Origin of the sequence: Serratia sp. CY71090 (assembly GCF_052166845.1) — a bacterium.
GTDB lineage: Bacteria > Pseudomonadota > Gammaproteobacteria > Enterobacterales > Enterobacteriaceae > Serratia > Serratia nematodiphila.
The window spans coordinates 1-8,202 of sequence record NZ_JBJNOA010000023.1 but is presented as its reverse complement, the minus strand read 5'-3'; the positions used below and the strand labels follow the sequence as shown (position 1 = coordinate 8,202).

Annotated in this window: 6 protein-coding genes and 1 pseudogene; all 7 read right to left on the bottom strand. The window is 46.6% G+C overall.

What is annotated here, in order from left to right; translation table 11 throughout:
* Nucleotides 1–905, bottom strand: a 905-nt coding sequence (locus ACJ8OK_RS24170) for a class I SAM-dependent methyltransferase (protein WP_442531158.1), incomplete at its 3' end; no start/stop codon positions are given.
* Nucleotides 902–2,119 (bottom strand): ABC transporter ATP-binding protein, encoded by a 1,218-nt coding sequence (locus ACJ8OK_RS24165; RefSeq protein WP_015377245.1) that lies wholly within the window; start codon nt 2,117–2,119, stop codon nt 902–904. The genes ACJ8OK_RS24170 and ACJ8OK_RS24165, both read right to left, overlap by 4 nt.
* Complete coding sequence (locus ACJ8OK_RS24160) at nt 2,119–2,904, bottom strand: ABC transporter permease (RefSeq protein WP_033633692.1); 786 nt, start codon at nt 2,902–2,904, stop codon at nt 2,119–2,121. Before ACJ8OK_RS24160 ends, ACJ8OK_RS24165 begins: the two co-directional genes overlap by 1 nt.
* A gap of 11 nt (nt 2,905–2,915) precedes the next feature.
* Nucleotides 2,916–4,289 carry a phosphomannomutase CpsG gene (gene cpsG / locus ACJ8OK_RS24155; protein WP_025302181.1) on the bottom strand — a complete coding sequence of 458 codons (1,374 nt, stop codon included), beginning with the start codon at nt 4,287–4,289 and terminating at the stop codon, nt 2,916–2,918.
* Between the two features lie 14 nt (nt 4,290–4,303).
* Complete coding sequence (locus tag ACJ8OK_RS24150; RefSeq protein WP_015377242.1) at nt 4,304–5,716, bottom strand: mannose-1-phosphate guanylyltransferase/mannose-6-phosphate isomerase; 1,413 nt, start codon at nt 5,714–5,716, stop codon at nt 4,304–4,306.
* A 609-nt stretch (nt 5,717–6,325) separates the two neighbouring features.
* A complete protein-coding gene (galE, locus tag ACJ8OK_RS24145) occupies nt 6,326–7,342 on the bottom strand; it encodes a UDP-glucose 4-epimerase GalE (protein WP_015377241.1) in 1,017 nt (338 codons plus the stop codon).
* Nucleotides 7,343–7,485: 143 nt separating this feature from the next.
* Nucleotides 7,486–8,202 (bottom strand): annotated as a pseudogene (locus ACJ8OK_RS24140) (phosphomannomutase CpsG); the annotation flags it as partial.

Sequence of the window (8,202 nt, the reverse complement as noted above, 5' to 3'; positions counted from 1 at the left end):
AGCTGCTGCTGTAGGCTTTGATTATTAGCATGTACAGCCATCAGCTCTTGATGTGACTTGTCCAATTGGTGCTGAAAACGCTCCAATTGGTTACTCACTTCGTGGAACTTCACTGTCTGCGCACGCAACGCCGTGTTCATTCGCTTAAACTCGTTATTCAAGCGTAGGTCATAGCGATCACTTAAGCCGTCGAGAGTAACCCCATATTCTTTATCAAAATAGGCGTCCAACTCACCGACAATCGATGCCTCACCCTCTTTTTGGGCAATCATGCTATAGTCTGGGCTGACACCTTTCAACACATCGACCAAATATACCGATGTCTCTTCGTCTCTCAGTGCCGCTTTTTCCTGCAAACGCAGTATTTTAGTTCTCAGAAAACCGTAATAGTTCGGAATGAATTCGAGCAACGCTGGAGGCAGCGGATGGTTGTGCGTCGGATCCATATAAAAAGAACAGGTTCCAACGCTTACATTTTCGGGGTTTGGCGTCTCAAGAATCAGCAAACCGCCGGGTTTAAGCACCCGCAACGCCTCTTTCACCAAAGACTGTAAAAACTCGAAGGGCAGATGTTCTGCGATATGAAAACCGGTGATGGCCAGTAGACTGCCGTCCTCCTGCTGCTGGAGGAAATCCAGGCAGTCCATTTTCTTCACGTTCAGCCCAACCTGCAAAGCACGCTCGAGCATACCATCATCGAGATCAACCCCCATGGCAGGAATAGCATTATCTCGTAAGATCTCGAGCCATTCTCCACGCCCACAGCCAACATCGACAACTTCAGCTGAAGGGTAAATTTTTGCCAACGCCATAATAAAAGGAAGATATACAGATAAGCGTTGTTTGATATCTTGCACGCTCCCCCGATGTTTTTCCTCAAAAACGCGATAAAAATTACCACTCATTCAAAAATCTCCAACTTAGGGGGCAACCAAGCTACTCCAATAAAATCTTTCTCGTTTGAATTAACAACGTTGAAAACAACCGCCAGATCGCGCCATTCGTAATTTTTTCCAACATGAGTTCCTGCCGTATGTAACGCTACGGCAACCGAGTAAGACCCAACCCCCAAATTGGCAGAGAACGCAAATGAAAAGGTTCTCGATTCATTCTCTTTCAAATCGAATAATGGCTGTTTCAGGTGATGAGTATTGGTACCAAAAACCGGCTGTCCCAATCGGTCTTTAATCAAATATCCCACGACAAGTTCAGGAACAGCCTCATTGACATGCACCTTCACCTGAAGGTTGACAGGTTGCCCTACCGCTACCACCTCAATACTTTCACCTTCGGTACTAAGAAGACTAATATCGGTAATAGTTGCCTCGCCTGAGCCAGAGAGCGTCTGCAATTTTCCATTATTTTCAACCTGACGAATCGACACATTTTGCTTATCAGCGAGTAGGGCATTATAGTAATCCATTACTGCTTCAGGCTCACCCTCCATTTCTACTCTGCCTTTGTTAAGCAAAATAGCTCTATCACATATGCTTTGGATCGCTTGTTTGTCATGTGACACGAGCAAGAGGGTGGTTCCTAGCTTGCGAAACTCACGTATCCGCTCGAAACTCTTATGCTGAAAATAAGCGTCACCAACAGATAAGGCCTCATCAACAATCAAAATATCCGGGCGAATCGCTGTTGCAACGCTAAATGCCAATCGAACTTGCATACCGCTTGAGTAAACACGAACCGGTTGATCGATATAATCACCGATCTCAGCGAACGCCTCGATTTCCGGCATAAGTTCCGTAATTTTTTCGACGGACATACCCAGCAGTTGCCCTGACATATAAACGTTTTGGCGCCCGGTAAAATCCGAGTGAAAGCCCATGCCGAGCTCCAATAATGCCGCAACTCGACCGTCGAGAGCAATTTCGCCACAGGTTGGTTTCGCTGTGCCAGTAATCAATTTCAGTAATGTACTTTTACCGGCGCCGTTAATACCAATAATGCCTAACGCCTCACCAGGCTCAACATGAAAACTGATGTTCTGCAGGATCCATTTTAGTTTATGTTTGACGGTATTAAATGGCGAAATCCACTCAAGCAGACGCCCTGTCTTAGAGGCATACTGTTTGTATGCCTTGCCAACATTATGTACTTTTATGTAACTCATTATAACTCGTCCACCATATCTGCAGCGTGTTTCCTGAATAATCTCATACCAAACGCACAGAAAATTATGGCCAGAACCAATACTGGCCATAATGAGTACCAGTTAGGTTGCTGTTGGTATGCAAATATTGACTGGTATGCTTGCATAACTCGGGCCATTGGATTGTACATCAGCGATGTTCTGGCCCATTCAGGCAGCGAATTTAATACATAAACGATGGGTGTGAACCAGAACCAGAATTGCAATAATACGCCAACAAACTGCCCAACGTCCCGGAAGAAAACGTTCATCACGCCCAATGTCATACCCAGACCGACGGTGAACAGAACTTGCAGAGCCAAAACGGGTAAGACGGAGAAGAATAAAACCCCGGGAAAGTTTCCGGTAAAAACAAGAAAAATTAAAAACAGGCTAAATATAATGGCGAAGTTTAAAATCGCAGACGCGGTCACAATGACCGGCAAGCAAATTTTTGGGAAACTGAGCTTTTTTATTAAGTTAGCATTAGTAATGAAGACACTTTGGCTTTTATCAAGAATTTCAGTAAATAACCCCCACGTCAGCACCCCAGAGCAAAGATAAATACTATAGGCAAAAGGACCTGAATTATCAGGCATCCGTGCCTTCATCACTTCTGAGAATACCAGTGTATATACCAAAATCATCGCTAACGGCTGCAATACCAGCCATAAAGCTCCCAACATGCTGGTTTGGTAACGGGACTGAAAGTCCCGCTTAATACTGCTCCAAATAAAACCCCGGTAACCATAGATGGCTAATAACATTTCTTTCATCGTTATTCTCCGCCTAAGAGCGCCAGAATCTCTTTAGTTTTTTTCTGCATCAATTCAACATCCCCTTTTGACTCAACATTCAAACGTACAACAGGTTCAGTATTCGATGTCCGCAGATTAAAACGCCATTCATTGAATTCAAGGCTGATACCATCTGTCATGTCAAAAGCCACGGCATCATCTTTGTAAACGCCTAAAACACGCTCAATGGCAGCTTTAGCATCAGGCAATTTGCGATTAATCTCACCAGATGCTGGATACGCTTCCATACGATCCTTCACTAGCTGACTCAACACACTGCCTTTAACTGAAAGTAAACCCGCTACCAATAGCCATGGAATCATACCGCTGTCACAATAAGCGAAATCACGGAAGTAATGGTGCGCACTCATCTCGCCACCATAGATAGCATCTTCTTTGCGCATGCGCTCCTTGATAAAGGCATGCCCCGTTTTGGACATAACAGGGATGCCACCAGCTTGGGTAACGATATCGATGGTATTCCATGACAGACGAGGATCATGAATAATCTTGGAGCCAGGGTTGGCTTGCAGGAAAGCTTCTGCCAATAGGCCAACGATATAGTAGCCCTCGATGAAAGCGCCCTTCTCGTCAAACAGGAAACAACGATCGAAATCACCGTCAAAAGCAATTCCCATATCCGCCTGATGCTCAAGCACGGCTTTTGCTGTGTCATCCCGACATTCAGGTAATAACGGGTTAGGGATACCGTTAGGGAAATTCCCATCAGGTTGATGATGAACCTTTACAAAGGTAACGGGAATATTTTCTTGCTGGAAACGTCGCTCTATTTCGTCGATAACATGGCCTGCAGCACCATTTCCAGAGTTAATGACCAACTTCATTGGCTTCAATGCTGTTGCATCAATATACTTCAGCAAATGATCTACATAATCGGTGAGAATGGATATTTGTTGATAACTACCACGTTTATCCTTCACTACCGCAGGAAACGTATTTTCTTCCGCTAATTTTTTAATCGCAAATAAACCGGTATCACCACTAATCGGCTGAGCATTTGCTTTAACCAGTTTCATACCATTATAATTCATTGGATTGTGGCTAGCAGTAACTTCAATGCCGCCATCCATATTCAAATGGAAAGTGGCAAAATAGACTTCTTCAGTGCCACTCATACCAATGTCATATACGTCAACACCAGCATCCTGCAATCCGTTGGCGAGAGCCACTTTAAGAGACTCGCTGGTCAGCCGTACATCGCCACCTACGATAACGCGCTGAGGTTTCAGGTATTCGCCATAAGCTCGGCCGATACGATAGGCAATATCCTCATTCAGCTCTTCACCTAGTTGACCACGGATATCATACGCTTTAAAACAAGTTAAGGCACTCATTAAAACCTCAAAAATTAGCAACGACCGTAATGATCTTTAATACGGATAATGTCATCATCACCTAAATAAGAGCCTGACTGAATCTCAATCAGCTCCAAAGGAATATTTCCGGGATTTTCTAAACGGTGGACAACCCCAATTGGAATGAATGTCGACTGATTTTCTGTAAGTAAGAACGTTTTATCCCCCGTTGTTACTTTAGCCGTACCAGAAAGAACCACCCAGTGTTCCGTGCGGTGATGGTGCATTTGCAGAGAAAATGCTTCCCCGGGATTAACGGTGATACGATTGACATTAAAACGCTTTTCAGCAACCAAAATATCGCAAATACCCCATGGTCGATAAACCTCGCGGTGTCTTCGATATTCACTCCGCTTATGTTTTTTCAGATACTCAACAACTTTTTTAACGTCCTGAACTTTCGACTTATCAACCACGAGAACGGCATCTTTAGTGTTAACAATAACCAGATTATCTACGCCAACAGCCGCAACTAATTTTTCATCAGTATTGATATAGCAATCACGGGTATTATGCAGGAAAGTGTCGCCGGTCAATGCATTACCAGCCCCATCTTTCTGGCTGACTTCCCATAATGCAGACCATGAGCCGACATCACTCCAACCGGCATCCAGCGGGATCATGACCGCATCTTGTGTTTTTTCCATTACCGCATAATCGACCGACTCGTCTGGGCAACTCGCAAAGGCGTCGCGATTGACATTGATAAAGTTTTTGTCACATTCGGTATCATCCAGCGAGCGGCGACAGGCAGCCAGGATATCGGGACGGAATGCCTCCAGTTCCTCCAGGTAACGCTTGGCACGGAACATGAACATACCACTGTTCCAAAAATATTCACCGGAGTCGACATAAGCCTGAGCGGTTGCGAGATCAGGTTTCTCAACAAAACGTTTTACGTTAGCGGCCACCGCTTTATCATCGCAGCACTCTCCACGCTGGATGTAACCATAACCAGTTTCTGGACCTGTCGGCACAATACCAAACGTAACCAGGCTTTTTTCCGCTGCGTAAGGCAATGCTGCTTCGATCGCCTGGTGGAAAACATTCACATCCTTGATGATATGGTCTGCTGCCAATACCAGCATGATAGGATCGTTACCTGCTGCGGTAGCATTCAATGCAGCCAGAGCAATCGCTGGCGCAGTATTTCTGCCAATGGGCTCCAGGATAATGTTGTGTGACAACATATCAATTTGACGCAGCTGTTCAGCCACCATAAAACGGTGGTCTTCGTTGCAGATTACAACAGGCTCACCGATCTCCACGCCATCGAGTCGTTTCAACGTTTCCTGAAGCATTGAATTTACGCTGTGCAAGCGCAAAAACTGCTTAGGGTGGAGTTCTCGTGACATCGGCCATAAACGGCTACCAGTACCGCCTGCCATAATTACAGGTAATAACATTTTTTGTCCTTATGACGCTAAAAATATATAAAGCTTTAAATACAATATGTTAAGTTAGGTCACACCAATACATAACGTTCAATCATCGCGCTTACTATTGCCTTATGCAGTGCTTAGATGAAGGCCAAACAGCAACGAAGGGCATTTCGCTGACAGTGATAATACAGGAGATTACTCAACCTCTCACGGTGACGAAGGCCTGCAAAAATCACGCTACCGCCCTTGGCTCAACAGCTACCAACCGACTGATCTTGCTTTTGAATTTTATCCATGGCCAAAACTCGCCACACTGTTGTACCTCGCATATGGCACAAAAAGCCATACTCGTGTCCCCCCCTGTCAGGTATAGGGGACGGATATAATAAATATTTTTGCTGCGTATGCTACCACCTTAACCATCAAAACACCTGTAGATTATCCGCTTTTTCAGGCTTATCTGAGATGAACGCTCACTCAGCACCCGAAAAGGGCTTAACCCGTGTAACAATCGCGATCGCATTGTTAAATACGTTATAATATTTAAAGAATGTGTATCCTGGTGGGATGCATGATTGCGATCGCAAACCGCAATCATGATCTAACAAAGAGAGGGAGCTTATCTGTAAGGTATTACTTTTGGTAACCTTGTGGATTAGTGCGCTGCCAATTCCAAGTATCGCGCATCATATCATCAATGCCTCGGCTGACTTTCCATCCCAGCTCCTGATAAGCCAGATCGGCATTGGCCCAGAAAGCAGGCAGGTCGCCATCGCGACGTGGCAAGATCTGATAAGGGATCGTTACGCCTGACGCTTTCTCAAACGCCTGAACCATCGCCAGCACCGAATGCCCTACGCCAGCCCCAAGGTTGTAGGCCTTAAATCCATTGATCTTTGGCAGATGATCCATCGCCTTCAGGTGGCCTTCGGCCAGGTCCATGACATGGATGTAATCACGTTCTCCCGTTCCATCGTTTGTCGGATAATCCCCACCGAAAATACCCAGCTTCTCCAGCTTGCCGATAGCCACTTGTGAGATGTACGGCAGCAGGTTATTGGGAATGCCATTGGGATCTTCACCAATCAAACCGGACTCGTGAGCACCTACCGGATTAAAATAACGCAAGGCGATAATCGAGAACTGAGGCTCTGCTTTAGCGAAATCTTGCAGGATCTGCTCCACCATCAACTTTGATGTCCCATAAGGGCTGGTTGTCCCGCCGATCGGTGTCGTCTCTACATAAGGTACCGGCGAATTGGCACCATAGACAGTGGCAGAAGAGCTAAAGATAAAGTCGTGCACGCCGGCACGACGCATAGCATCCAACAACACCAGCGTGCCGGTAACGTTATTCTGATAATACTCCAGCGGCTTGCGCGTTGACTCCCCTACCGCCTTAAGACCGGCGAAATGGATCACGGCAGTGATCTCATGAGCGCCAAAGATGCGCTGCAGGCATTCGGCATCCTGAACGTCTCCCTGATGGAACTCTGCGGCTTTCCCCGACAGTTTCTCCACCCGCTGCAATGACTCCGCAGATGAGTTGGACAAATTATCCAACACCACGACGTCCTCGCCACGCTCCAGGAGCGATAGCACGGTGTGTGATCCGATGTAACCAGCACCACCGGTAACTAAAATTGCCATATCCCCCCCTTATACTTCGCAACATTCTTGATTCGACAAAAACGCCCTTATCGATACCGGGCGCATCATACAACCTTCTGGGCGTACCATGAAGAGAGAGCGGTAAAACCGCTCTCATCCTAGACTATTCAATGTATTAATCGTTAAATTTGTGCACCGAGCAACGCCAAAATCTCGTCGGTCTTCGCTTGCATCAGCGCAACATCGGCGCGCGATTCGACATTAAGACGCACAACAGGTTCCGTATTGGAGGAACGCAGGTTGAAACGCCAGTTTGCGAACGACATGCTGATGCCATCGGTATAGTCTACCTCATCCGCTTGCGCCAAATAGTATTGCTTGACGCTTTCAATGGACACGGCCGGCTGTGTCAGTTTGATATTGATCTCACCGGAAGACGGGTAGGCGGCAATGCGATCCTGTACCAGTTGCCCCAAAGTTTGTCCTTTCACACTGACCAGTTCGGCAACCAACAGCCACGGGATCATGCCGCTGTCACAATAAGCAAAATCACGGAAATAGTGGTGGGCGCTCATCTCACCGCCATAAATGGCGTCTTCCGCACGCATGCGTTCCTTAATGAAAGCATGGCCGGTTTTCGACATCACGGGCACACCACCCGCATCGGTGACCACATCGACGGTATTCCAACTCAGACGCGGGTCGTGGATGATCTTCGCTCCCGGCTGTTTCTGCAGGAAGGCTTCCGCCAGCAAGCCGACGATGTAATAACCCTCAATGAAATCGCCTTTTTCATCGAACAGGAAGCAGCGATCGAAATCGCCGTCGAACGCGATCCCCATATCAGCGCCATGCTCACGCACCGCATCGGCGGTATCCGCGCGACATTCAGGCAGCAA